Origin of the sequence: Escherichia sp. MOD1-EC4550, from assembly GCF_963876935.1 — a bacterium.
GTDB lineage: Bacteria > Pseudomonadota > Gammaproteobacteria > Enterobacterales > Enterobacteriaceae > Escherichia > Escherichia coli_F.
Window position 1 is genome coordinate 760,914 of record NZ_CAWNSE010000012.1, and the last position, 22,426, is coordinate 783,339.

Below are 22,426 nucleotides of genomic sequence, written 5' to 3' on the forward strand. Positions count from 1 at the left end.
ACAGCCAAATCCAAGTAACAGGAATTTAATCATGTTTACAGTAATGTAACCTTCCCGTAAAATGCCCACACACTTTAAACGCCACCAGATCCCGTGGAATTGAGGTCGTTAAATGAGACTCAGGAAATACAATAAAAGTTTGGGATGGTTGTCATTATTTGCAGGCACTGTATTGCTCAGTGGCTGTAATTCTGCGCTGTTAGATCCCAAAGGACAGATTGGTCTGGAGCAACGTTCACTGATACTGACGGCATTTGGCCTGATGTTGATTGTCGTTATTCCCGCAATCTTGATGGCTGTTGGTTTCGCCTGGAAGTACCGTGCGAGCAATAAAGATGCTAAGTACAGCCCGAACTGGTCACACTCCAATAAAGTGGAAGCTGTGGTCTGGACGGTACCTATCTTAATCATCATCTTCCTTGCGGTACTGACCTGGAAAACCACTCACGCTCTTGAGCCTAGCAAGCCGCTGGCACACGACGAGAAGCCCATTACCATCGAAGTGGTTTCCATGGACTGGAAATGGTTCTTCATCTACCCGGAACAGGGCATTGCTACCGTGAATGAAATCGCTTTCCCGGCGAACACTCCGGTGTACTTCAAAGTGACCTCCAACTCCGTGATGAACTCCTTCTTCATTCCGCGTCTGGGTAGCCAGATTTATGCCATGGCCGGTATGCAGACTCGCCTGCATCTGATCGCCAACGAACCCGGCACTTATGACGGTATCTCCGCCAGCTACAGCGGCCCGGGCTTCTCAGGCATGAAGTTCAAAGCTATTGCAACACCGGATCGCGCCGAATTCGACCAGTGGGTCGCAAAAGCGAAACAGTCGCCGAATACCATGTCTGACATGGCAGCGTTCGAAAAACTGGCCGCGCCTAGCGAATACAACCAGGTGGAATATTTCTCCAACGTGAAACCAGACTTGTTTGCCGATGTGATTAACAAGTTTATGGCTCACGGTAAGAGCATGGACATGACCCAGCCAGAAGGTGAGCACAGCGCACACGAAGGTATGGAAGGCATGGACATGAGCCACGCGGAATCCGCCCATTAAAGGGGTTGAGGAAGAATAAAGATGTTCGGAAAATTATCACTTGATGCAGTCCCGTTCCATGAACCTATCGTCATGGTTACGATCGCTGGCATTATTTTGGGAGGTCTGGCGCTCGTTGGCCTGATCACTTACTTCGGTAAGTGGACCTACCTGTGGAAAGAGTGGCTGACCTCCGTTGACCATAAACGCCTCGGTATCATGTATATCATCGTGGCGATTGTGATGTTGCTGCGTGGTTTTGCTGACGCCATTATGATGCGTAGCCAGCAGGCCCTTGCCTCTGCGGGCGAAGCGGGCTTCCTGCCACCTCACCACTACGATCAGATCTTCACCGCGCACGGCGTGATTATGATCTTCTTCGTGGCTATGCCTTTCGTTATCGGTCTGATGAACCTGGTGGTTCCGCTGCAGATCGGCGCGCGTGACGTAGCGTTCCCGTTCCTCAACAACTTAAGCTTCTGGTTTACCGTTGTTGGTGTGATTCTGGTTAACGTTTCTCTCGGCGTGGGCGAATTTGCGCAGACCGGCTGGCTGGCCTATCCACCGCTATCGGGAATAGAGTACAGTCCGGGAGTCGGTGTCGATTACTGGATATGGAGTCTCCAGCTATCCGGTATAGGTACGACGCTTACCGGGATCAACTTCTTCGTTACCATTCTGAAGATGCGCGCACCAGGCATGACCATGTTCAAGATGCCAGTATTTACCTGGGCATCATTGTGCGCGAACGTACTGATTATCGCCTCCTTCCCAATTCTGACGGTTACCGTCGCGTTGCTGACCCTGGATCGCTATCTGGGCACCCATTTCTTTACCAACGATATGGGTGGCAACATGATGATGTACATCAACCTGATTTGGGCCTGGGGCCACCCGGAAGTTTACATCCTGATCCTGCCTGTTTTCGGTGTGTTCTCCGAAATTGCAGCAACCTTCTCGCGTAAACGTCTGTTTGGTTATACCTCGCTGGTATGGGCAACCGTCTGTATCACCGTGCTGTCGTTCATCGTTTGGCTGCACCACTTCTTTACGATGGGTGCGGGCGCGAACGTAAACGCCTTCTTTGGTATCACCACCATGATTATCGCCATCCCGACCGGGGTGAAGATCTTCAACTGGCTGTTCACCATGTATCAGGGCCGCATCGTGTTCCATTCTGCGATGCTGTGGACCATCGGTTTTATCGTCACCTTCTCGGTAGGCGGTATGACTGGCGTGCTGCTGGCAGTACCGGGCGCGGACTTCGTTCTGCATAACAGCCTGTTCCTGATTGCGCACTTCCATAACGTGATCATCGGCGGCGTGGTCTTCGGCTGCTTCGCAGGGATGACCTACTGGTGGCCTAAAGCGTTCGGTTTCAAACTGAACGAAACCTGGGGTAAACGCGCGTTCTGGTTCTGGATCATCGGCTTCTTCGTTGCCTTTATGCCGCTGTATGCGCTGGGCTTTATGGGCATGACCCGTCGTTTGAGCCAGCAGATTGACCCGCAGTTCCACACCATGCTGATGATTGCAGCCAGCGGTGCTGTACTGATTGCGCTGGGTATTCTCTGCCTCGTTATTCAGATGTACGTTTCTATTCGCGACCGCGACCAGAACCGTGACCTGACTGGCGACCCGTGGGGTGGCCGTACGCTGGAGTGGGCAACCTCTTCCCCGCCTCCGTTCTATAACTTTGCCGTTGTGCCGCACGTTCACGAGCGTGATGCATTCTGGGAAATGAAAGAGAAAGGCGAAGCGTACAAAAAGCCTGACCACTATGAAGAAATTCATATGCCGAAAAACAGCGGTGCCGGTATCGTCATTGCGGCTTTCTCCACCATCTTCGGTTTCGCCATGATCTGGCATATCTGGTGGCTGGCGATTGTTGGCTTCGCAGGCATGATCATCACCTGGATCGTGAAAAGCTTCGACGAGGACGTGGATTACTACGTGCCGGTGGCAGAAATCGAAAAACTGGAAAACCAGCATTTCGATGAGATTACTAAGGCAGGGCTGAAAAATGGCAACTGATACTTTGACGCACGCGACTGCCCACGCGCACGAACACGGGCACCACGATGCAGGCGGAACCAAAATCTTCGGATTTTGGATCTACCTGATGAGCGACTGCATTCTGTTCTCTATCTTGTTTGCTACCTATGCCGTTCTGGTGAACGGCACCGCAGGCGGCCCGACAGGTAAGGACATTTTCGAACTGCCGTTTGTTCTGGTTGAAACTTTCTTGCTGTTGTTCAGCTCCATCACCTACGGCATGGCGGCTATCGCCATGTACAAAAACAACAAAAGCCAGGTTATCTCCTGGCTGGCGTTGACCTGGTTGTTTGGTGCCGGATTTATCGGGATGGAAATCTATGAATTCCATCACCTGATTGTTAACGGCATGGGTCCGGATCGCAGCGGCTTCCTGTCAGCGTTCTTTGCGCTGGTCGGCACGCACGGTCTTCACGTCACTTCCGGTCTTATCTGGATGGCGGTGCTGATGGTGCAAATCGCCCGTCGCGGCCTGACCAGCACTAACCGTACCCGCATCATGTGTCTGAGCCTGTTCTGGCACTTCCTGGATGTGGTTTGGATCTGTGTGTTCACTGTTGTTTATCTGATGGGGGCGATGTAATGAGTCATTCTACCGATCACAGCGGCGCGTCCCATGGCAGCGTAAAAACCTACATGACAGGTTTTATCCTGTCGATCATTCTGACGGTGATTCCGTTCTGGATGGTGATGACAGGGGCTGCCTCTCCGGCCGTAATTCTGGGAACAATCCTGGCAATGGCAGTGGTACAGGTTCTGGTGCATCTGGTGTGCTTCCTGCACATGAATACCAAATCAGATGAAGGCTGGAACATGACGGCGTTTGTCTTCACCGTGCTAATCATCGCTATCCTGGTTGTCGGCTCCATCTGGATTATGTGGAACCTCAACTACAACATGATGATGCACTAAGAGCGGCGGTTATGATGTTTAAGCAATACCTGCAAGTAACGAAACCAGGCATCATCTTTGGCAACCTGATCTCGGTGATTGGGGGATTCCTGCTGGCCTCAAAGGGCAGCATTGATTATCCCCTGTTTATCTACACGCTGGTTGGGGTGTCACTGGTTGTGGCGTCGGGTTGTGTGTTTAACAACTACATCGACAGGGATATCGACAGAAAGATGGAAAGGACGAAGAATCGGGTGCTAGTTAAGGGCCTGATCTCTCCTGCTGTCTCGCTGGTGTACGCCACCTTGCTAGGCTTTGCTGGCTTTATGCTGCTGTGGTTTGGCGCGAATCCGCTGGCCTGCTGGCTGGGGGTGATGGGCTTTGTGGTTTATGTCGGCGTTTACAGCCTGTACATGAAACGCCACTCGGTCTACGGCACATTGATTGGTTCTCTCTCCGGCGCAGCGCCGCCGGTGATTGGCTACTGTGCAGTGACAGGCGAGTTCGATAGCGGCGCAGCAATCCTGTTGGCTATCTTCAGCCTGTGGCAGATGCCTCACTCTTATGCCATCGCCATTTTCCGCTTTAAGGATTATCAGGCGGCAAACATTCCGGTACTGCCGGTGGTGAAAGGCATTTCGGTAGCGAAAAACCACATCACGCTGTATATCATCGCCTTTGCTGTTGCCACGCTGATGCTCTCTCTTGGCGGTTACGCTGGGTATAAATATCTGGTGGTCGCCGCGGCGGTTAGCGTCTGGTGGTTAGGTATGGCCCTGCGTGGTTATAAAGTTGCTGATGATCGAATCTGGGCACGCAAGCTGTTCGGCTTCTCGATCATCGCCATCACTGCCCTCTCGGTAATGATGTCCGTTGATTTTATGGTGCCGGACTCGCATACGCTGCTGGCTGCTGTGTGGTAACACAACCTCTCTATAAAAAAGGTGCTACGGCACCTTTTTTATTGTCTGAGAACAGAGATACGGCTAATAACCGTATCTCTTGACAGAGTGAGCATATGCACATAAATTAATCATACGGTTGATAGCCGTATTATGCATGAGATCGACTCCCTACGATTTCATTCAGTTAATCAAAGAGGTCATAATGCCTGGAAAAACAGTCGCTCTACCCGATATCGATAAAACGCTGAAAAATGCGCGGGTTGAACTCAAAACCAGTCCCGACGCCAAAAACAAACTTCGTGAAGCTGCGCAAGCCGTTGGGGTAGATTTAAGCGCTTTTATTTTGAGCGCAGCTATGGAACGCGCCGAAAGTGTGCTTGATAACCAACGTCGCCGTGAGCTTTCGAATCAAAGCTGGGAACTGATGAACCAACTCATCGCTGAACCTGCTCAACCGACGCTCGCCCTCAAGGCGTTAATGAAAAGGAAAAACAGCGATGGTCGACAAGCATGAAGAGATTACTCTGCCCATAGTCCTCTCCTGTAATTATCAGTCTGATATTACTTATCCTGGGCAAAAACAGTTTGATTGCGGTAACCCTGTTATCGATAAATTTGTACGCGCATCGCTAAAGAAAAGTGTGCGTAATAGCGACTGTGCTGCTAAAGCACTTATTGACAGACAAAGTGGTGAACTGATTGGCATCTGTACTTTTACGGCATATTCGCTGGAAAAACAACGCGTTTCTGGCGTCCTTCAGGGTTCACAACCTTCAGAGATTGGTGTTGTCAGATTAGTCATGTTAGGGGTAGCGCGGAAATATCAAAAGCGGGGCTTTGGTCAGGACCTACTATGTGATTTTTTTGAACATGTAAAAATAATTCACCGGGCATTACCAATTAAAGGGGTTTATCTTGATGCTGACCCTGCCGCCATTAACTTTTATACTCGTCTCGGCTTTGTTCAGCTTTCAGCGAGGCCCAATGTTTTCGGTGCTGTACCGATGTTTTTAGCGATTCAGCATATTCTCGCGGCTTAGATTATTATCGCCTCCGGCCATGGCAAGTTTTGCCTCAGCCGGAGACTGAGCAGCGTTACCACTTTTGTTCAATTGCCCCCGCTTTCATCAGGTCCACATCCTTGCCTTTAATGGTTGCCGTTGCGGCAACGATCGTGGTCCTTATAGCTGCACAAGATTTTCGTTCAAATTCCGGTTTATAAAGAATAAGCAACGAATTACTGGTAAATGAATCAAGCCGGTAATCTGTAAAGTTAATATCCAGTCAGTTTAAGCCGAAAGGTGCAAAGCCGACCGTTTGAATAGTTTCCTTACCTGACGGACTCTTGATGTTGTACGTAACACGAAGATTGGCCACTTCGCCTAAATTATTGGTTTTGGCAAAGAGGCTATCCATGCAGGAAAAACCTTTATCTAAAAAATTATCCCGCATTCCAGAACGGGTAATCGTGATCACAGGTAACGTATCGTCAACCGTTTTTCTGTCAATCATATCTTTTCGACAGGCGGCCATAAAGTCTTCCGGACCAGCATAAATGTGAACACCCTTATCAAGATATTCTTTCGCTTTACTACAATCCACCTCGACATACTGACCATTGGCGTACATCATGCCCAACCTGGACCATGCTAAATTCACACCGCGTTGCGTAGCCTGATTAAATAACGCATACGCTTTGGCATAATCCACCCGCACCTGTTCACCTTCGTAGTAGATATCCCCCAGCGCTAACGGAGCTTCTTCATCACCTTGTTTAGCGGCTAACTCGAACCATTTAATGGCTTCCTGAACGTTGGGTTTGGTATCGTAGCGGGGCTGATAATATTCCCAGCCTAACAGGCTTTGCGCGTCGACATCCCCCGACTCAGCCATTTTATACAGTGTCCTTATCACATCGGGGGCAGGCTTTTCACTGTATATGCTGTCATACAATTCATGCGCTTTCTCGCTTGCCAGTGAACCTTGTGAGGCAATTAATAAAATAGCCAATAAACTCTTTTCATTTAACATAAATAACCTTTATGCATCCATCACTATATTTTTCAATAAACCTAACCACCAAACATCCACTTCATGAATAAATACACAGCCATAACAACCTCAGGTAATAAGTAAACATTTAAGCTGAAGCAGAATAACCAGCACCTCCAACACCTCTATTTATTGCGATAAAATAACACCATCCTTTAATAAAAAATCACACGCTCATCAACAAATCCGAAAATAATATCATTCGTGGCAGGATAAAATCAGGTGAGCTTTTCATTTGTTATATTTAACACACAAAGTATTAATGGCAAGAATACGAGAGAAGCACATGCCTGACGTAAAAATCACTCTCTTATGTAATATTTACTCATTAACACTCTGTTTACCCAACATGCGCTCCGCACTACACTATGTGGGCAATTTTTTAAGAGGTGGTAATGAACGATTATAAAATGACGCCAGGTGAGCGGCGCGCGACCTGGGGTTTAGGGACCGTATTTTCATTGCGCATGCTGGGCATGTTTATGGTACTGCCGGTTCTAACTACGTACGGTATGGCACTGCAAGGTGCCAGTGAAGCATTAATCGGTATTGCCATTGGTATTTATGGCCTGACTCAGGCCGTTTTTCAGATTCCGTTTGGCCTGCTCTCAGACCGTATTGGTCGCAAACCATTAATTGTCGGCGGGCTGGCGGTGTTTGCTGCCGGTAGTGTTATCGCTGCGCTTTCCGACTCAATCTGGGGAATTATTCTGGGCCGGGCGTTACAAGGTTCTGGAGCGATTGCCGCTGCCGTTATGGCGCTACTTTCTGATCTCACGCGCGAACAAAACCGCACCAAAGCGATGGCGTTTATCGGCGTGAGTTTTGGCATTACCTTCGCCATTGCGATGGTACTTGGCCCTATCATCACTCACAAACTTGGACTGCACGCGCTGTTCTGGATGATCGCTATTCTGGCAACGACCGGTATTGCGTTGACCATTTGGGTTGTGCCCAACAGCAGCACGCACGTACTTAATCGTGAGTCCGGAATGGTGAAAGGCAGTTTCAGCAAAGTGCTGGCAGAACCGCGACTGCTGAAACTCAACTTCGGCATTATGTGTCTGCACATGCTGCTGATGTCGACGTTTGTTGCCCTGCCCGGACAGTTGGCTGATGCAGGGTTCCCGGCGGCTGAGCACTGGAAGGTCTATCTGGCGACGATGTTAATCGCCTTTGGCTCGGTTGTGCCTTTCATTATCTACGCTGAAGTTAAGCGCAAAATGAAGCAAGTCTTTGTCTTCTGCGTCGGGCTGATCGTGGTTGCGGAAATTGTGTTGTGGAACGCACAAACGCAGTTCTGGCAACTGGTGGTCGGCGTGCAGCTTTTCTTTGTGGCGTTTAATTTGATGGAAGCCCTCCTCCCCTCGCTTATCAGTAAAGAGTCGCCAGCCGGTTACAAAGGTACGGCGATGGGCGTTTACTCCACCAGCCAGTTTCTTGGCGTGGCCATTGGCGGTTCGCTGGGTGGCTGGATTGACGGCATGTTTGACGGTCAGGGCGTATTTCTCGCTGGCGCAATGCTGGCCGCAGTGTGGCTGGCAGTCGCCAGTACCATGAAAGAACCGCCGTATGTCAGCAGTTTGCGCATTGAAATCCCATCGGACATTGCCGCAAACGAGACGTTAAAAGTGCGTTTGATGGAAACTGCGGGTGTCAAAGAAGTGTTGATTGCAGAAGAAGAACATTCAGCTTATGTGAAAATCGACAGCAAAGTGACGAATCGCTTTGAGGTTGAACAGGCAATTCGTCAGGCATAAAAAACGAGGCGAATTGCCTGTTGCGCTACGCTTTTCAGGCCTACAAAGTTCCTGAGTGACAAATCTTTGTAGGCCGAATCAGGCGTTCATGCCGCATCTGACATGAACAAAGCGCAGGTTGTCGCGATTAATCGCGGAAGTTTTTGAACTGGAACGGCTGACCCAGATCGCCACCACGTACCATCGCCATGACAGCCTGCAAATCATCACGAGATTTGCCCGTCACACGGATCTCATCGCCCTGAATTTGCGCCTGCACTTTCAGTTTGCTGTCTTTGATCATCTTGACGATTTTCTTCTGGGTCGCGCTTTCAATGCCCTGTTTCAGTTTTGCTTCCACAAACCAGGTTTTACCGCTATGAACGATATTTTCCGGTACATCCAGCGAACTGCCTTCAATGCCGCGCTTCAGCAGCTTGGCACGCAGAATATCCAGCAACTGATTGACCTGGAAGTCGGACTCGCTCAACACTTTGATGGTTTTGCTGGCGTCGTTCAGCTCAAATGAGGCTTCAACGTTACGGAAGTCAAAACGGGACTCCACTTCGCGGCTCGCGTTATCGACCGCGTTTCGTGCTTCCTGAAGATCAACTTCAGAGACAATATCGAAAGATGGCATCTTTTCCTCTCCCTTCATTTTTGATGCGAAGCATAATACCTGCAAAGTTAAATAACCGACAGTCCTGCACCAGGACGTATCCCTTAATTGTGCATAGTCGCAACAGCATGCACAATTAAGGGATAGCCTTATTGAACACCCGGAGTGGTTGCGGGTGAGGAGGAACAATGAAAATTACCGTATTGGGATGCGGTGCCTTAGGGCAATTATGGCTTACAGCACTTTGCAAACAGGGTCACGACGTTCAGGGCTGGCTGCGCGTACCGCAACCTTATTGTAGCGTGAATCTGGTTGAAACCGACGGTTCGATATTTAATGAGTCTCTGACCGCCAACGATCCCGATTTTCTCGCCACCAGCGATCTGCTCCTGGTGACGCTGAAAGCATGGCAGGTTTCCGATGCAGTCAAAAGCCTCGCGTCTACACTGCCTGTAACCACGCCAATACTGTTAATTCACAACGGCATGGGCACCATCGAAGAGTTGCAAAACATTCAGCAGCCGTTACTGATGGGCACCACCACTCATGCCGCCCGCCGCGACGGCAATGTCATTATTCATGTGGCAAATGGTATTACGCATATTGGCCCGGCACGGCAACAGGACGGCGATTACAGTTATCTGGCGGATATTTTGCAAACCGTGTTACCTGACGTCGCGTGGCATAACAATATTCGCGCCGAGCTGTGGCGCAAGCTGGCAGTCAACTGTGTGATTAATCCACTGACCGCCATCTGGAATTGCCCGAATGGTGAATTACGACATCATCCGCAAGACATTATGCAGATATGCGAAGAAGTCGCGGCAGTGATCGAACGCGAAGGGCATCATACTTCAGCGGAAGATTTGCGTAATTATGTTATGCAGGTGATTGATGCAACAGCGGAAAATATCTCATCGATGTTGCAGGATATCCGCGCGCTACGCCACACTGAAATCGACTATATCACTGGTTTTCTCTTACGCCGCGCCCGTGCGCATGGGATTGCCGTACCGGAAAACACCCGCCTGTTTGAAATGGTAAAAAGAAAGGAGAGTGAATATGAGCGCATCGGCACTGGTTTGCCTCGCCCCTGGTAGTGAAGAGACTGAAGCCGTCACCACTATCGACCTCTTGGTTCGCGGCGGAATCAACGTCACCACTGCCAGCGTCGCCAGCGATGGTAATCTTGCGATTACCTGCTCACGCGGCGTGAAGCTGCTGGCGGATGCGCCGCTGGTCGAAGTAGCTGATGGCGAATATGACGTGATCGTGCTGCCTGGTGGCATTAAAGGCGCGGAGTGTTTTCGTGATAGCACCCTGCTGGTTGAAACCGTGAAACAGTTCCACCGTTCCGGGCGTATCGTCGCGGCTATTTGCGCCGCACCAGCCACCGTGCTGGTGCCTCATGATATCTTCCCGATTGGCAATATGACCGGCTTCCCGACGTTGAAAGACAAAATTCCCGCTGAACAATGGCAGGACAAGCGCGTCGTCTGGGATGCTCGGGTAAAATTGCTGACCAGTCAGGGGCCAGGTACGGCTATTGATTTTGGTCTGAAAATTATCGACCTGTTGGTTGGGCGTGAAAAAGCCCATGAGGTGGCATCACAACTGGTGATGGCGGCAGGGATTTATAATTATTACGAGTAGTGTCGGATGCGGCAAACGTCGCATCTGACCAGATGCGACGTAAAAACCACAAATTACGGGCGATACACCTTCACATTGTTAAAGCCCTGCTCGCGCAGATAGAGCGCCTGCAGACGGCTCATCACCCCGCGCTCACACCACAACAGCCAGGTTTTGTTCTGGTCGAGATCGCCAAATTTGGTGCTCAGTTTATAGAACGGCAGAGAAACCACGTCGATACCTTCAACTTTCAGCGGCTTATCTTCTTGTTCATCAACAGAACGGATATCGAGGATCACGTCGTTCGGGCCGAAGCCGTTGACGGTTTCCACTTCCACCACTTCCTGCTCGGTCTGCTGAGCGATTTCGCGGATATCAACGTTATTCGCTTCCTCAACCACTTTATCGAGAATGCTGAAGTCGAACTTCTCTTCTTCCGCTTCAATCTTCGACTTAACCGCTTTCACGGTCGGGCTTTTGGAGATAACACCGCAGTATTCCGGCATGGTGCGGGCAAAATCTTCGGTGCCAATCTGGCGAGCCAGGTTGATGATGTGCTCTTTGTCGTAAGAGATCAGCGGACGCAGGATCAGCGTATCGGAGACGTTATCAATCAGGCGCAGGTTGGTTAGCGTCTGGCTGGACACCTGTCCCAGCGCTTCGCCGGTGACGAGCGCCTGTACGCCGTAACGTTCAGCCACTTTAGACGCGGCACGCACCATCATACGTTTGAGGATTACGCCCATCTGACCGTCGTCGATTTTCTCGAGAATTTCACCGACGACCGGCTCAAAGTTAATGGCGACAAAACGCACGCGGTGGGAGCTACCAAAACGGTTCCACAGATAATGCGCCACCTGACGAACACCAATTTCATGCGCCGCGCCGCCGAGATTAAAGAAGCAGTAATGCACGCGGCAGCCGCGACGCATCAACATATAGCTGGAAACTCCGGAGTCGAAACCACCGGAAATGAGCGAAAGCACATCTTCCTGAGTGCCGATTGGGAATCCGCCAATACCTTCGTAACGACCTTTGATCAGCAGGAGACGATCGTCTTCAACTTCCAGATGGACAGTCACATCCGGATTGGTCAGCTTCACGCGTGCGGATTCAATATGCTGATTTAAACCGCCGCCGACGTAACGTTCCACATCAATCGAGCTAAACTCATGTTTACCACGGCGCTTCACGCGTACGCAGAAGGTTTTACCTTCTAGCTGATCGCGATACTGAACCAAGGCTTTCTCGAAAATATCGTGCATGTCGGTAAACGGCACGTCTTCGACTTCGAGAATATGGTGGATACCCGGAATACGGGTCAGGGCGTCGCGAATAGCCAGACGCTGGTTTTCATCTTTTGCGCGAACTTCGATGTTATCCCAGTGACGGACGACAGCGAGCGTCTCATCATAGTGCTTTAAAACGTTACGAATGTTCCCGGTAAGGATTTTTATAAAGCGCAAGCGCACAGATTGGCTTTTGATGGTGATTTCCGGGAACAATTTAATGATAAACTTCATGGCGGCAATGGTTCGTTGGCAAGTCTTAAGCGACTTGTATAGGGAAAAATACAGCAGCCCACACCTGCGGCTGCATCCAGGCGCGGAAGTATACCACTAACATCGCTTTGCTGCGCACATCACCTTACCATTGCGCGTTATTTGCTATTTGCCCTGAGTCCGTTACCATGACGGGGCGAAAAATATTGAGAGTCAGACATTCATTATGCCGAAGAAAAATGAGGCGCCCGCCAGCTTTGAAAAGGCGCTGAGCGAGCTGGAACAGATTGTAACCCGTCTGGAAAGTGGCGACCTGCCGCTGGAAGAGGCGCTGAACGAGTTCGAACGTGGCGTGCAGCTGGCACGTCAGGGGCAGGCCAAATTACAACAAGCCGAACAGCGCGTACAAATTCTGCTGTCTGACAATGAAGACGCCTCTTTAACTCCTTTTACACCGGACAATGAGTAATGGACTTTCCGCAGCAACTCGAAGCCTGCGTTAAGCAGGCCAACCAGGCGCTGAGCCGTTTTATTGCCCCACTGCCCTTTCAGAACACTCCCGTGGTCGAAACCATGCAGTATGGCGCATTATTAGGTGGTAAGCGCCTGCGACCGTTCCTGGTTTATGCCACCGGCCATATGTTCGGCGTTAGCACAAACACGCTGGACGCACCCGCTGCCGCCGTGGAGTGTATCCACGCGTATTCATTAATTCATGATGATTTACCGGCAATGGATGATGACGATCTGCGTCGCGGTTTGCCGACCTGCCATGTGAAGTTTGGCGAAGCAAACGCGATTCTCGCGGGCGACGCTTTACAAACGCTGGCGTTCTCGATTTTAAGTGATGCCGATATGCCGGAAGTGTCGGATCGCGACAGAATTTCGATGATTTCTGAACTGGCGAGCGCCAGCGGTATTGGCGGAATGTGCGGTGGTCAAGCATTAGATTTAGATGCGGAAGGCAAACACGTACCTCTGAACGCACTCGAGCGTATTCATCGCCATAAAACCGGCGCATTAATTCGCGCCGCCGTTCGTCTTGGTGCATTAAGCGCCGGAGATAAAGGACGTCGTGCTCTGCCAATTCTCGACAAATACGCAGAGAGCATCGGCCTTGCCTTCCAGGTTCAGGATGACATCCTGGATGTGGTGGGAGATACTGCAACGTTGGGTAAACGCCAGGGTGCTGACCAGCAACTTGGTAAAAGTACCTACCCTGCACTTCTGGGTCTTGAGCAAGCCCGGAAGAAAGCCCAGGATCTGATCGACGATGCCCGCCAGTCGCTAAAACAACTGGCTGAACAGTCACTCGATACCTCGGCACTGGAAGCGCTAGCGGACTACATCATCCAGCGTAATAAATAAACAATAAGTATTAATAGGCCCCTGATGAGTTTTGATATTGCCAAATACCCGACCCTGGCACTGGTCGACTCCACCCAGGAGTTACGACTGTTGCCAAAAGAGAGTTTACCGAAACTCTGCGACGAACTGCGCCGCTATTTACTCGACAGCGTGAGCCGTTCCAGCGGGCACTTCGCCTCCGGGCTGGGCACGGTCGAGCTGACCGTAGCGCTGCACTACGTCTATAACACCCCGTTTGACCAATTGATTTGGGATGTGGGGCATCAGGCTTATCCACATAAAATTTTGACCGGACGCCGCGACAAAATAGGCACCATCCGTCAAAAAGGCGGCCTGCACCCGTTCCCGTGGCGCGGCGAAAGTGAATATGACGTGTTAAGCGTCGGGCATTCATCAACCTCTATCAGTGCCGGAATTGGTATTGCGGTTGCTGCCGAGAAAGAAGGCAAAAATCGCCGCACCGTCTGTGTAATAGGCGATGGCGCGATTACTGCTGGCATGGCGTTTGAAGCGATGAACCACGCGGGCGATATCCGTCCCGATATGCTGGTGGTTCTCAACGATAATGAAATGTCGATTTCCGAAAATGTTGGCGCGCTCAACAACCATCTGGCGCAGCTGCTTTCCGGTAAGCTTTACTCTTCACTGCGCGAAGGCGGGAAAAAAGTATTCTCCGGCGTTCCGCCCATTAAAGAGCTGCTCAAACGTACCGAAGAACATATTAAAGGCATGGTAGTACCAGGCACGCTGTTTGAAGAGCTGGGCTTTAACTACATCGGCCCGGTTGACGGTCACGATGTGCTGGGGCTTATTACCACGCTTAAGAACATGCGCGACCTGAAAGGCCCGCAGTTCCTGCATATCATGACCAAAAAAGGTCGTGGTTACGAACCGGCAGAAAAAGATCCAATCACCTTCCACGCCGTACCTAAATTTGACCCCTCCAGCGGTTGCCTGCCGAAAAGCAGCGGCGGCCTGCCAAGCTATTCAAAAATTTTTGGCGACTGGTTGTGCGAAACCGCAGCAAAAGACAACAAGCTGATGGCGATTACCCCGGCGATGCGCGAAGGTTCTGGCATGGTCGAGTTTTCACGTAAATTCCCGGATCGCTACTTCGACGTGGCAATCGCCGAGCAACACGCAGTGACCTTTGCTGCGGGTCTGGCGATTGGTGGGTACAAACCCATTGTCGCGATTTACTCCACTTTCCTGCAACGCGCCTATGATCAGGTGCTGCATGACGTGGCGATTCAAAAGCTCCCGGTTCTGTTCGCCATTGACCGTGCGGGTATTGTCGGTGCTGACGGTCAAACCCATCAGGGCGCGTTTGATCTCTCTTACCTGCGCTGCATTCCGGAAATGGTCATTATGACCCCGAGCGATGAAAACGAATGTCGCCAGATGCTCTATACCGGCTATCACTATAACGATGGCCCGTCAGCGGTGCGCTACCCTCGCGGCAACGCTGTAGGCGTAGAACTGACGCCGCTGGAAAAGCTCCCGATTGGCAAAGGCATTGTGAAGCGTCGTGGCGAGAAACTGGCGATCCTCAACTTTGGTACGCTGATGCCGGAAGCAGCGAAAGTCGCAGAATCGCTGAACGCTACGCTGGTCGATATGCGTTTTGTGAAGCCGCTTGATGAAGCGTTAATTCTGGAAATGGCCGCCAGCCACGAGGCGCTGATCACCATTGAAGAAAACGCCATTATGGGCGGCGCAGGCAGCGGCGTGAACGAAGTGCTGATGGCCCATCGTAAACCAGTACCCGTGCTGAATATTGGCCTGCCGGACTTCTTTATTCCACAAGGAACGCAGGAAGAAATGCGCGCCGAACTCGGCCTCGATGCCGCCGGTATGGAAGCCAAAATCAAAGCCTGGCTGGCATAATCCCTACTCCACTCCTGCTATGCTTAAGAAATTATTCATAGACTCTAAATAATTCGAGTTGCAGGAAGGCGGCAAACGAGTGAAGCCCCAGGAGCTTACATAAGTAAGTGACTGGGGTGAACGAATGCAGCCGCAGCACATGCAACTTGAAGTATGACGAGTATGGCAGGAGTGGCAGCATGCAATACAACCCCTTAGGAAAAACCGACCTTCGCATTTCCCGACTTTGCCTCGGCTGTATGACCTTTGGTGAGCCGGATCGCGGTAATCACGCATGGACACTGCCCGAAGAGAGCAGCCGTCCCATCATTAAACGCGCGCTGGAAGGCGGCATAAATTTCTTTGATACCGCCAATAGTTATTCTGACGGCAGCAGCGAAGAGATCGTCGGTCGTGCACTGCGGGACTTTGCCCGTCGTGAAGACGTGGTCGTTGCAACTAAAGTGTTCCATCGCGTTGGTGATTTGCCGGAAGGATTATCCCGTGCGCAAATTTTGCGCTCAATTGACGACAGCCTACGACGTCTCGGTATGGATTATGTCGATATCCTGCAAATTCATCGCTGGGATTACAACACGCCGATCGAAGAGACGCTGGAAGCCCTGAACGACGTGGTAAAAGCAGGGAAAGCGCGTTATATCGGCGCGTCATCCATGCACGCCTCGCAGTTTGCTCAGGCGCTGGAACTGCAAAAACAGCACGGCTGGGCGCAGTTTGTCAGTATGCAGGATCACTACAATCTGATTTATCGCGAAGAAGAACGAGAGATGCTGCCGCTGTGTTATCAGGAAGGCGTGGCGGTGATTCCGTGGAGTCCGCTGGCGCGGGGACGTCTGACGCGTCCCTGGGGAGAAACCACCGCACGACTGGTTTCCGATGAAGTAGGAAAAAATCTCTACAATGAAAGCGACGAAAATGACGCGCAGATAGCAGAACGCTTAACGGGCGTCAGTGAAGAACTGGGGGCAACGCGAGCACAAGTCGCGCTGGCCTGGTTGTTGAGTAAACCGGGCATTGCAGCACCAATTATCGGTACATCGCGGGAAGAACAACTTGATGAGCTGCTGAACGCGGTAGATATCACTTTAAAGCCGGAACAGATTGCCGAGCTGGAAACGCCGTATAAGCCACATCCGGTAGTAGGATTTAAGTAAATTTCGCTTTTCACCCATTTTATCTGCTGAATTCCCCATCGTCTGCGATGATGGGGAAAACATAAACCCCATCACCTTCTTTAACCATAATGCACCTCTGCAAGAGAATTTCTTCGTGATTGAATATGTAGCTATGCATCGTCCTCATCACTTTGAGCGATTTTTGATAGTGTCTCCTGGTAATATCCACTAAAAATCTCTTATTTAGTCACATGTAAGAGGATTACAATCATGATGAAAACCATTTCCAGCCAACCTATCCGGTTTTCTGATGTACCGGTTGAAGATTTAATAAAATCAACGAAAAGAGATTACAATAAAAATTTTATTGAAAAACTATGGGACATAATTTGTGATTTTTTTCTATACACTGATAAACAAAAGGCATTTAAATCAATTAATAAATACATGAATACATTAAGTATTGGAAATGAACGTATAGAACCGGATCCCAACTTTAATATAGATGCAAACTCAGATTTAGACTCATATTTAAATCTGGATTTTAATCTCCTCTCGCCCAAACAGAGGCAGACCACGCTTTGTTATTTCTGGAAGAAAATAGCCTCTACATTTCCAGAGCCATACAACACTACGTTCAAGCATGAGATTATATTTTCTGATAACCAAAATAGTTTGGTAGTCACTGGAACTATCTCTGTTATGAACGAGGTAGTAAATATGTATTCTATCAAATTAGATAAGGATAATAATGGAGTTGTCGATTTCAGCGGCCTATATTTAGGACACAGTAATATTTCCAATATGAATATGGAAAACTGTATCTTCTCCAATGTCAACTTCGAACATACTTATTTTGATGACGTCAATTTTACAAAGGCGAATTGTACAAAAGCTAATTTTAACAGTTGTAGATTTATGAAATGCGATCTAACAAATATGAATTGCACTGGCGCAATTCTTGATAATGCGGTGATATATGGTAAAGAACCTGAGATGCAATATCCAGAAGGAGATCAAATAATACAAAGGATAACTTATCAAAAAACACATGGGAATGAAACGAAAGGGATGATTCTAACTAACTGCTCCTGTGTTAAAACCACTTTCAATTGGGCAGATTTATCAGAAAGTGATTGCCAAAAGGTGGACTTTAGCGAGGCTAATCTTTCAAACACTATTCTTCCTGACATCGTCAGGATGAAAGGCACGAAACTTTACCGTACCGACCTTTTTAACCCAATATTAAAAAAAGAAGCAGAATCAACAGAAGAAAAAGACATTAGCCCATTAGCAAAAATTATTCTTGACTATATTGAATCAGATAAAAACCCTGAGTCATTAAACTTTGAAGAAAAATCAACAGTTATTAAAATAAAACAAGATGTCGATAATTTTATTTTCTACAATAAGCATTTAAAGGAAATATTCAATCGCGCAATGAATCTTCAAGGAAAAATAAGCAGGAAAAAGTATAATGAATTTTTTAAATATATACAAGCACAAGCCAAACAAGATTTCAAAGACCAGTATAAACTAACAAAAAATGATTATTTAAAGAAAATACCTTTAACTGCACAATTAATTGCAAAATACAAAATGGATGATCAATTGGACCAACTTTTGGTTACCCGTGAAATTCAAGATGAAATAAAATCAAAGATTCAAGACAAAATAGATGAACTTTCTAAAAATTTATTCAACACTATGACCGAAACCATTGAGAATAATTTTGATGATATTTTTCGTCAACAGTCAGAGAATATGAGCAATTATTATGAGTTCGTCGACTGACGATATTTCAGTGTCATTGAATTATGAGTGACAAAGATACACCTTGAAATATCGCCGCATAGTATATTCGGTGATGTCGGGTTTTACTTTAACAGAGTGCCCCCAAATTGGGGCTCTGTTCATTTATAAATCAAACCGGGTGGTCTGGAATCGACTACACCACCCGGTCAATGGCATCAAAGAATACCCAGCGGCCAATGATGACCGATAAAGTACAGGATGCCAGCGGAGATCACCCCGGCGACAATATCATCTATCATGATCCCCATGCCGCCATGTACATTGCGGTCAAACCAGCGGATCGGCCACGGTTTCCACATATCCAGGATACGGAAAATCACAAACCCGGCGGCGACCCACTGCCAGTCATTGGTCGGCAGCGCCATGAGCGTGATCCACATACCAATAAATTCGTCCCAGACAATGCTGCCGTGATCGTGCACGCCCATGTCTTTCGCCGTTTGATGACAAAGATAGACGCCGATACAGATCCCCAGCATGACTACCAGCGAATAGAGCTGCCAGGGCAAAAAGGTCATCAGATACCAGAATGGAATCGCCGCCAGCGATCCCATCGTGCCAGGAACGATTGGGCTTAATCCACTTCCGAATCCGACAGCAAGCAGATGCCACGGATTACTCATCTTCAGGCGACTTTTCGCGACATCTTTATGGCGTGGCAAAATGGTCATATCCTTTCCAGTCTAACGTGACAGGTTCGCCGTCACGAATAAAACAAAGCCCTTCGATATCGGCGGTCATTTGCCCGATACAGGTAAACGGTACGCCCAGGTGTCCGAGAGCCACATCCAGCGCGCCACGGTTAAGCTCTGGCACAGTGAAACATAACTCGTAATCTTCACCGCCAGAGAGCGCCCAGCGCAGCGCCTGTTCCGGCTCAACATGGCGAGAAAGCGCATCAGAAAACGGCAGCAATGCCAGGTCAATACGTGCGCCGCAGTCGCTGGCTTTCACGATATGCCCGAGATCGGAAATCAGACCGTCAGAGAGATCGATGGCTGAATTTGCCAGATCACGCAAAGCCTGTCCCTGTAAAATACGCGGCGACGGACGGAGATGACGTTTGATCAAGTAGTCCGCATCTTTAGCATCGGCAACCTGCAAACGATTTTGCAAAATCGCCAGCCCGGCGGCGCTATCGCCCGGTGTCCCGGTCACATAAATCCAGTCCCCCGGTTTCGCACCAGAACGCGTTAAGGCTCGCCCCATCGGGACAAAACCGTGGATACCCAACGTCATCGCTAGCGGTCCACGTGTGGTATCGCCGCCAATAAGTTGCATATCGTAATAATTGAGAAGATCAAACAAACTGTCGCTGAAGGACTCAAGCCACGCTTCGTCGACGTCCGGTAAGGTTAATGCCAGCGTCAGCCAGGCCGGATCGGCGCCCATCGCGGCCAGATCGCTTAAATTCACTGCCAGAGCTTTATATGCCAGATCCGCAGGATCGATATCAGGGAGGAAATGGTTACCCGCCACCAGCGTATCAGTGCTGATCGCCAGGGTCTGTTTCTCGGGGATATTGAGAAGTGCGCAATCGTCGCCGATGCCCAGTTCGACATCAAGACGAGAGCTTCTCACACGGTCAAAATAACGGGCAATCAGGGAGAACTCGCCACATGCCATACGTTATGCCTCAGCAGGTAAAAAAGAAAAGGCCGGCGATCGCGGAACGGTCTTCCGTGAATCTACCGGCCTGGATATCACTTTTTGTTAGGGCGAATCACAGGTGCTGCTTTATCGAGTACGCCGTTGACGAACTTATGGCTGTCTTCTGCGCCGAACGATTTTGCCAATTCGATCGCTTCGTTAATGGCCACTTTGTATGGCACATCGCTACGTTTAGACAGCTCGTACAGCGCAATGCGCAGTACCGCTTTTTCTACCTGGCCCAGTTCTTCCAGCAGGCGGGACAGGTATGGCTTCATCAGTCCGTCGAGGTATGCGGTGTTAGTCGCCACCCCGGCCAGCAGCTCACGGAAGTACAGGACGTCAACGTCTTTTACATCCTGTTCAGCCAGGAACTGGTATTCAACATCAGCGATGTCGTTCTGGGACAACTGCCAGGAGTAGAGCGCCTGGACGGCACACTCACGAGCGCGGCGACGAGCAGCAGGTTTCACGGATTTCCCCTTACTAATTTCAGGCCTTGATGGCTTTCAATACATTAATCATTTCAAGCGCGGTCAGTGCAGCTTCTGCACCTTTGTTGCCAGCTTTGGTGCCAGCACGTTCGATCGCTTGTTCAATGCTTTCAGTGGTCAGAACACCAAAAGCAACCGGAATTTCGCTGTCCTGGGCAACATGCGCCAGGCCGTTGCTTGCACCACCAGCGACATATTCAAAGTGGGCAGTGCCACCACGAATAACCGTACCCAGCGCAATCACCGCGTCATATTTACCGGTTTTAGCCAGTGCACCCGCCGCCAGCGGCAGCTCATAGGCACCAGGCACCCAAACAACGGTAATGTTTTCATCTTTTACCTGACCGATACGTTTCAGTGCGTCAATTGCACCTTCCAGCAGGCTGTCATTGATAAAGTTGTTGAAACGCGCGATGGTGATGGCGACGCGAGCGTCCGGGGTAGCAACGTTAGCTTCAATAATGTTCATTTTCTTCCTTCGGGTTCGAGTATGGCCCCGCAGGGGGGCGGATTTTAGCATAATATTTCGTGCGCTGCTTCCCTTTCGAGCCGGGAGATCATGCACCCACTAAATGCAGGCAAACATCCGGGCCTACATGACGTATCTCTTTGAATTTAAATTGGGGGGCGTCGGCTAATTTCTCAAGCCCCGGCAACGTACATAATCCGCGGGCGTCACTGCCTAATAGTTTAGGTGCGATATAGACAATCAGCTCATCGACTAAGCCCGCCTGTAGCAATGCGCCAGCGAGCGTTGGCCCAGCTTCCACCCAGATGCTATTAATCTGCTGTTTACCCAGTTGCATCATCAATACAACCAGATCCAGATGACCTTTATGCTCTGGAATCAGCAAGGTTCGCACCGTTTCCGGCCACTCACGAGAATCTTCCTGCGTACGCGCGAACCAGGTTTCGCCGGGCTGCTGCACAATGCGATGTTCCGGCGTCACGCGATTTTGGCTATCAATCACAATACGTACCGGCTGGCGGAGATTGTGTTGCGGGTAGAGCCCCTGAGTTTGTTCATCCAGTTCAGACCAACGCACTGTTAAGGCTGGATCATCCACCAGCACCGTGGCGCTGCTGGTTAAAATGGCATGACTTTGCGCGCGCAGACGTTGTACATCGCGTCGCGCCTGAGGAGACGTGATCCACTGGCTCTCACCGCTCGCCATCGCTGTGCGGCCATCTAGCGACGCGCCAAGTTTTAACTGGATATAAGGAAAGCCGGTGCGCATGCGCTTGAGAAAGCCTTTATTCAATTGCTCGGCTTCACTCATCATCAGGCCGTGGCTGACCTCAATGCCAGCCTGTTGCAAACGATAAAGTCCACGCCCAGCGACCTGCGGGTTAGGATCCTGCATCGCGGCAACCACGCGCGTGACACCCGCAGCAATCAACGCATCGCAACATGGCGGCGTACGACCATGATGACTACAAGGTTCGAGTGTGACATACGCCGTGGCACCTTTGGCTTTTTCGCCAGCCATGCGCAACGCGTGTACCTCGGCATGCGGTTCACCCGCTCGCTGATGGTAACCTTCACCGACGATTTCGCCATCTTTTACAATGACGCACCCGACATTCGGGTTGGGATGAGTGGTAAAACGTCCTCGTTGCGCCAGCTTTAGCGCCCGCGCCATGTAATACTCGTCCTGCACGG

At 49.9% G+C, this 22,426-nt stretch carries 22 protein-coding genes and 1 pseudogene; 15 read left to right on the plus strand and 8 right to left on the minus strand.

The genetic code is table 11. The annotated features are described in order from the left end of the window. The first annotated feature begins 112 nt into the window (after nt 1–112). From cyoA to AACU19_RS10885, 7 genes are all read left to right on the plus strand, one after another. Nucleotides 113–1,060, plus strand: a complete 948-nt coding sequence (gene cyoA / locus AACU19_RS10855; RefSeq protein ID WP_001239441.1) for a cytochrome o ubiquinol oxidase subunit II — start codon at nt 113–115, stop codon at nt 1,058–1,060. Between the two features lie 21 nt (nt 1,061–1,081). Beyond that, on the plus strand, nt 1,082–3,073 hold the full coding sequence (cyoB, locus tag AACU19_RS10860) for a cytochrome o ubiquinol oxidase subunit I (RefSeq protein ID WP_000467180.1): 1,992 nt from the start codon (nt 1,082–1,084) through the stop codon (nt 3,071–3,073). Then, on the plus strand, nt 3,063–3,677 hold the full coding sequence (locus AACU19_RS10865) for a cytochrome o ubiquinol oxidase subunit III (RefSeq protein ID WP_000179819.1): 615 nt from the start codon (nt 3,063–3,065) through the stop codon (nt 3,675–3,677). Before cyoB ends, AACU19_RS10865 begins: the two co-directional genes overlap by 11 nt. Next, nucleotides 3,677–4,006: a cytochrome o ubiquinol oxidase subunit IV gene (locus AACU19_RS10870; RefSeq protein WP_000019869.1), complete on the plus strand. Its 330-nt coding sequence runs from the start codon at nt 3,677–3,679 to the stop codon at nt 4,004–4,006. The genes AACU19_RS10865 and AACU19_RS10870 overlap by 1 nt, the downstream gene beginning before the upstream one ends. 11 nt (nt 4,007–4,017) lie before the next feature. Continuing rightward, complete coding sequence (gene cyoE / locus AACU19_RS10875) at nt 4,018–4,908, plus strand: heme o synthase (RefSeq protein WP_000971327.1); 891 nt, start codon at nt 4,018–4,020, stop codon at nt 4,906–4,908. Between the two features lie 184 nt (nt 4,909–5,092). Next, on the plus strand, nt 5,093–5,404 hold the full coding sequence (locus AACU19_RS10880) for a type II toxin-antitoxin system TacA family antitoxin (RefSeq protein ID WP_001353405.1): 312 nt from the start codon (nt 5,093–5,095) through the stop codon (nt 5,402–5,404). Further along, nucleotides 5,388–5,930: a GNAT family N-acetyltransferase gene (locus AACU19_RS10885; protein WP_000227787.1), complete on the plus strand. Its 543-nt coding sequence runs from the start codon at nt 5,388–5,390 to the stop codon at nt 5,928–5,930. The genes AACU19_RS10880 and AACU19_RS10885 overlap by 17 nt, the downstream gene beginning before the upstream one ends. 55 nt (nt 5,931–5,985) lie before the next feature. Here the strand turns inward: AACU19_RS10885 and AACU19_RS10890 are convergent. After that, nucleotides 5,986–6,921 (minus strand): annotated as a pseudogene (locus AACU19_RS10890) (tetratricopeptide repeat protein). Nucleotides 6,922–7,337: 416 nt separating this feature from the next. Between AACU19_RS10890 and AACU19_RS10895 the strand changes: the two are divergent. After that, nucleotides 7,338–8,702 (plus strand): MFS transporter, encoded by a 1,365-nt coding sequence (locus AACU19_RS10895; protein WP_001000980.1) that lies wholly within the window; start codon nt 7,338–7,340, stop codon nt 8,700–8,702. Nucleotides 8,703–8,829: 127 nt separating this feature from the next. Here AACU19_RS10895 and yajQ read toward each other — a convergent pair whose 3' ends face one another. Next, the gene (gene yajQ, locus AACU19_RS10900; protein ID WP_001138904.1) at nt 8,830–9,321 is read right to left on the minus strand and encodes a nucleotide binding protein YajQ; all 492 of its coding nucleotides are present in this window, start codon (nt 9,319–9,321) and stop codon (nt 8,830–8,832) included. A gap of 167 nt (nt 9,322–9,488) precedes the next feature. Here yajQ and panE point away from each other — a divergent pair, with 167 nt between their 5' ends. Both panE and yajL read left to right on the plus strand, forming a co-directional pair. After that, complete coding sequence (gene panE, locus AACU19_RS10905) at nt 9,489–10,400, plus strand: 2-dehydropantoate 2-reductase (RefSeq protein ID WP_105278231.1); 912 nt, start codon at nt 9,489–9,491, stop codon at nt 10,398–10,400. Then, a complete protein-coding gene (gene yajL, locus AACU19_RS10910; protein ID WP_001276329.1) occupies nt 10,363–10,953 on the plus strand; it encodes a protein deglycase YajL in 591 nt (196 codons plus the stop codon). The genes panE and yajL overlap by 38 nt, the downstream gene beginning before the upstream one ends. 53 nt (nt 10,954–11,006) lie before the next feature. Here the strand turns inward: yajL and thiI are convergent, their stop codons facing one another. Then, entirely contained in the window at nt 11,007–12,455 is a 1,449-nt protein-coding gene (gene thiI, locus AACU19_RS10915; protein WP_039020795.1) for a tRNA uracil 4-sulfurtransferase ThiI, read from the minus strand. Nucleotides 12,456–12,660: 205 nt separating this feature from the next. Between thiI and xseB the strand changes: the two genes are divergently transcribed. From xseB to AACU19_RS10940, 5 genes are all read left to right on the plus strand, one after another. Beyond that, nucleotides 12,661–12,903 (plus strand): exodeoxyribonuclease VII small subunit, encoded by a 243-nt coding sequence (gene xseB / locus AACU19_RS10920; protein ID WP_001124935.1) that lies wholly within the window; start codon nt 12,661–12,663, stop codon nt 12,901–12,903. Next, entirely contained in the window at nt 12,903–13,802 is a 900-nt protein-coding gene (gene ispA / locus AACU19_RS10925) for a (2E,6E)-farnesyl diphosphate synthase (RefSeq protein ID WP_000347231.1), read from the plus strand. The genes xseB and ispA overlap by 1 nt, the downstream gene beginning before the upstream one ends. 24 nt (nt 13,803–13,826) lie before the next feature. Then, complete coding sequence (gene dxs / locus AACU19_RS10930) at nt 13,827–15,689, plus strand: 1-deoxy-D-xylulose-5-phosphate synthase (protein WP_000006812.1); 1,863 nt, start codon at nt 13,827–13,829, stop codon at nt 15,687–15,689. 179 nt (nt 15,690–15,868) lie between these two features. After that, nucleotides 15,869–16,843 (plus strand): 1-deoxyxylulose-5-phosphate synthase YajO, encoded by a 975-nt coding sequence (yajO, locus tag AACU19_RS10935; protein WP_001199776.1) that lies wholly within the window; start codon nt 15,869–15,871, stop codon nt 16,841–16,843. A 231-nt stretch (nt 16,844–17,074) separates the two neighbouring features. Further along, complete coding sequence (locus AACU19_RS10940) at nt 17,075–18,598, plus strand: pentapeptide repeat-containing protein (RefSeq protein WP_105278232.1); 1,524 nt, start codon at nt 17,075–17,077, stop codon at nt 18,596–18,598. A gap of 176 nt (nt 18,599–18,774) precedes the next feature. Here AACU19_RS10940 and pgpA read toward each other — a convergent pair whose 3' ends face one another. The 5 genes from pgpA to ribD all read right to left on the minus strand — a co-directional run bounded on the left by pgpA (nt 18,775) and on the right by ribD (nt 22,424). Then, nucleotides 18,775–19,290: a phosphatidylglycerophosphatase A gene (gene pgpA / locus AACU19_RS10945; RefSeq protein ID WP_000154043.1), complete on the minus strand. Its 516-nt coding sequence runs from the start codon at nt 19,288–19,290 to the stop codon at nt 18,775–18,777. Then, complete coding sequence (gene thiL, locus AACU19_RS10950) at nt 19,268–20,245, minus strand: thiamine-phosphate kinase (RefSeq protein ID WP_105278233.1); 978 nt, start codon at nt 20,243–20,245, stop codon at nt 19,268–19,270. Before thiL ends, pgpA begins: the two co-directional genes overlap by 23 nt. A 77-nt stretch (nt 20,246–20,322) precedes the next feature. Next, entirely contained in the window at nt 20,323–20,742 is a 420-nt protein-coding gene (gene nusB, locus AACU19_RS10955; RefSeq protein ID WP_000801125.1) for a transcription antitermination factor NusB, read from the minus strand. Between the two features lie 19 nt (nt 20,743–20,761). Further along, nucleotides 20,762–21,232 (minus strand): 6,7-dimethyl-8-ribityllumazine synthase, encoded by a 471-nt coding sequence (gene ribH / locus AACU19_RS10960; RefSeq protein WP_001021161.1) that lies wholly within the window; start codon nt 21,230–21,232, stop codon nt 20,762–20,764. An 88-nt stretch (nt 21,233–21,320) separates the two neighbouring features. Next, nucleotides 21,321–22,424, minus strand: a complete 1,104-nt coding sequence (gene ribD / locus AACU19_RS10965) for a bifunctional diaminohydroxyphosphoribosylaminopyrimidine deaminase/5-amino-6-(5-phosphoribosylamino)uracil reductase RibD (RefSeq protein WP_105278234.1) — start codon at nt 22,422–22,424, stop codon at nt 21,321–21,323. Nucleotides 22,425–22,426 lie beyond the last annotated feature (2 nt).

What these genes read in the sequence shown, in the direction of transcription:
- yajO (WP_001199776.1), top strand. Translation starts at nt 15,869, where the DNA reads ATGCAATACAACCCCTTAGGAAAAACCGACCTTCGCATTTCCCGACTT.
- pgpA (WP_000154043.1), bottom strand. Translation starts at nt 19,290, where the DNA reads ATGACCATTTTGCCACGCCATAAAGATGTCGCGAAAAGTCGCCTGAAG.
- yajQ (WP_001138904.1), bottom strand. Translation starts at nt 9,321, where the DNA reads ATGCCATCTTTCGATATTGTCTCTGAAGTTGATCTTCAGGAAGCACGA.
- AACU19_RS10870 (WP_000019869.1), top strand. Translation starts at nt 3,677, where the DNA reads ATGAGTCATTCTACCGATCACAGCGGCGCGTCCCATGGCAGCGTAAAA.
- cyoE (WP_000971327.1), top strand. Translation starts at nt 4,018, where the DNA reads ATGATGTTTAAGCAATACCTGCAAGTAACGAAACCAGGCATCATCTTT.
- cyoA (WP_001239441.1), top strand. Translation starts at nt 113, where the DNA reads ATGAGACTCAGGAAATACAATAAAAGTTTGGGATGGTTGTCATTATTT.
- AACU19_RS10885 (WP_000227787.1), top strand. Translation starts at nt 5,388, where the DNA reads ATGGTCGACAAGCATGAAGAGATTACTCTGCCCATAGTCCTCTCCTGT.
- thiI (WP_039020795.1), bottom strand. Translation starts at nt 12,455, where the DNA reads ATGAAGTTTATCATTAAATTGTTCCCGGAAATCACCATCAAAAGCCAA.
- dxs (WP_000006812.1), top strand. Translation starts at nt 13,827, where the DNA reads ATGAGTTTTGATATTGCCAAATACCCGACCCTGGCACTGGTCGACTCC.
- ispA (WP_000347231.1), top strand. Translation starts at nt 12,903, where the DNA reads ATGGACTTTCCGCAGCAACTCGAAGCCTGCGTTAAGCAGGCCAACCAG.
- xseB (WP_001124935.1), top strand. Translation starts at nt 12,661, where the DNA reads ATGCCGAAGAAAAATGAGGCGCCCGCCAGCTTTGAAAAGGCGCTGAGC.
- AACU19_RS10940 (WP_105278232.1), top strand. Translation starts at nt 17,075, where the DNA reads ATGATGAAAACCATTTCCAGCCAACCTATCCGGTTTTCTGATGTACCG.
- AACU19_RS10895 (WP_001000980.1), top strand. Translation starts at nt 7,338, where the DNA reads ATGAACGATTATAAAATGACGCCAGGTGAGCGGCGCGCGACCTGGGGT.
- panE (WP_105278231.1), top strand. Translation starts at nt 9,489, where the DNA reads ATGAAAATTACCGTATTGGGATGCGGTGCCTTAGGGCAATTATGGCTT.
- yajL (WP_001276329.1), top strand. Translation starts at nt 10,363, where the DNA reads ATGAGCGCATCGGCACTGGTTTGCCTCGCCCCTGGTAGTGAAGAGACT.
- AACU19_RS10880 (WP_001353405.1), top strand. Translation starts at nt 5,093, where the DNA reads ATGCCTGGAAAAACAGTCGCTCTACCCGATATCGATAAAACGCTGAAA.
- ribH (WP_001021161.1), bottom strand. Translation starts at nt 21,232, where the DNA reads ATGAACATTATTGAAGCTAACGTTGCTACCCCGGACGCTCGCGTCGCC.
- cyoB (WP_000467180.1), top strand. Translation starts at nt 1,082, where the DNA reads ATGTTCGGAAAATTATCACTTGATGCAGTCCCGTTCCATGAACCTATC.
- thiL (WP_105278233.1), bottom strand. Translation starts at nt 20,245, where the DNA reads ATGGCATGTGGCGAGTTCTCCCTGATTGCCCGTTATTTTGACCGTGTG.
- AACU19_RS10865 (WP_000179819.1), top strand. Translation starts at nt 3,063, where the DNA reads ATGGCAACTGATACTTTGACGCACGCGACTGCCCACGCGCACGAACAC.